This is a genomic window from Falsirhodobacter sp. alg1, assembly GCF_000739715.2.
Taxonomy (GTDB): domain Bacteria; phylum Pseudomonadota; class Alphaproteobacteria; order Rhodobacterales; family Rhodobacteraceae; genus Falsirhodobacter.
The window spans coordinates 1-543 of record NZ_BBJC02000085.1 but is presented as its reverse complement, the minus strand read 5'-3'; the positions used below and the strand labels follow the sequence as shown (position 1 = coordinate 543).

Below are 543 nucleotides of genomic sequence, written 5' to 3'. Positions count from 1 at the left end.
GGCCGTTTGCCCTATGACCACCCCACGGTCCGTTCGTTGACGATCATGGCTGCGATCGAACGCGGCGAAGGGGCCGAGGACGGGGTTGTTCGCGGCTGGCTGACCCGCGCCCTGACGGCACCGCGGGGTCCGCAATGGTGCTGTGACAATTGCCAGACGGTTCATGCCCAATGGGCACCGTTCTGTGATCAGTGCAGCGGTTTCGATACGGGTCGAAATCCAGGGGCAGTTCGACCCCTTCTGCTTCGATATAGATTCGGACCATGCCCATGTCGGTCGGTCCGATCTGCATATTTGCCGCAATTTCGCTTTGTTTATCGATGCCCATGACCAACACTCCTTTGTAAATCCGGCGTACTGCCGGAAAGTTGGGTATGCAATAGCATGACCCCTTGCAATCGCCAAACAAGGGGGGTAAATGGCCCCCAGTGCCGGCTTAGCTCAGTAGGTTAGAGCACCAGATTGTGGATCTGGGGGTCACTTGTTCGAATCAAGTAGCCGGTACCATCGAAACTATTTTCGAGTGTTAAAAAATTTAAGGCC

At 55.6% G+C, this 543-nt stretch carries 1 tRNA gene and 2 pseudogenes; 2 read left to right on the top strand and 1 reads right to left on the bottom strand.

What is annotated here, in order from left to right:
* Nucleotides 1-210, top strand: a pseudogene (locus TR36_RS16495) (heme biosynthesis protein HemY); the annotation flags it as partial.
* Here the strand turns inward: TR36_RS16495 and TR36_RS16205 are convergent.
* Nucleotides 209-328 (bottom strand): annotated as a pseudogene (locus tag TR36_RS16205) (DUF6324 family protein); the annotation flags it as partial. The pseudogenes TR36_RS16495 and TR36_RS16205 sit on opposite strands and share 2 nt — an antisense overlap.
* A 102-nt stretch (nucleotides 329-430) precedes the next feature.
* Here TR36_RS16205 and TR36_RS14310 point away from each other — a divergent pair.
* A tRNA-His gene (locus tag TR36_RS14310) sits at nucleotides 431-507 on the top strand.
* The last annotated feature ends 36 nt before the right edge of the window (nucleotides 508-543 follow it).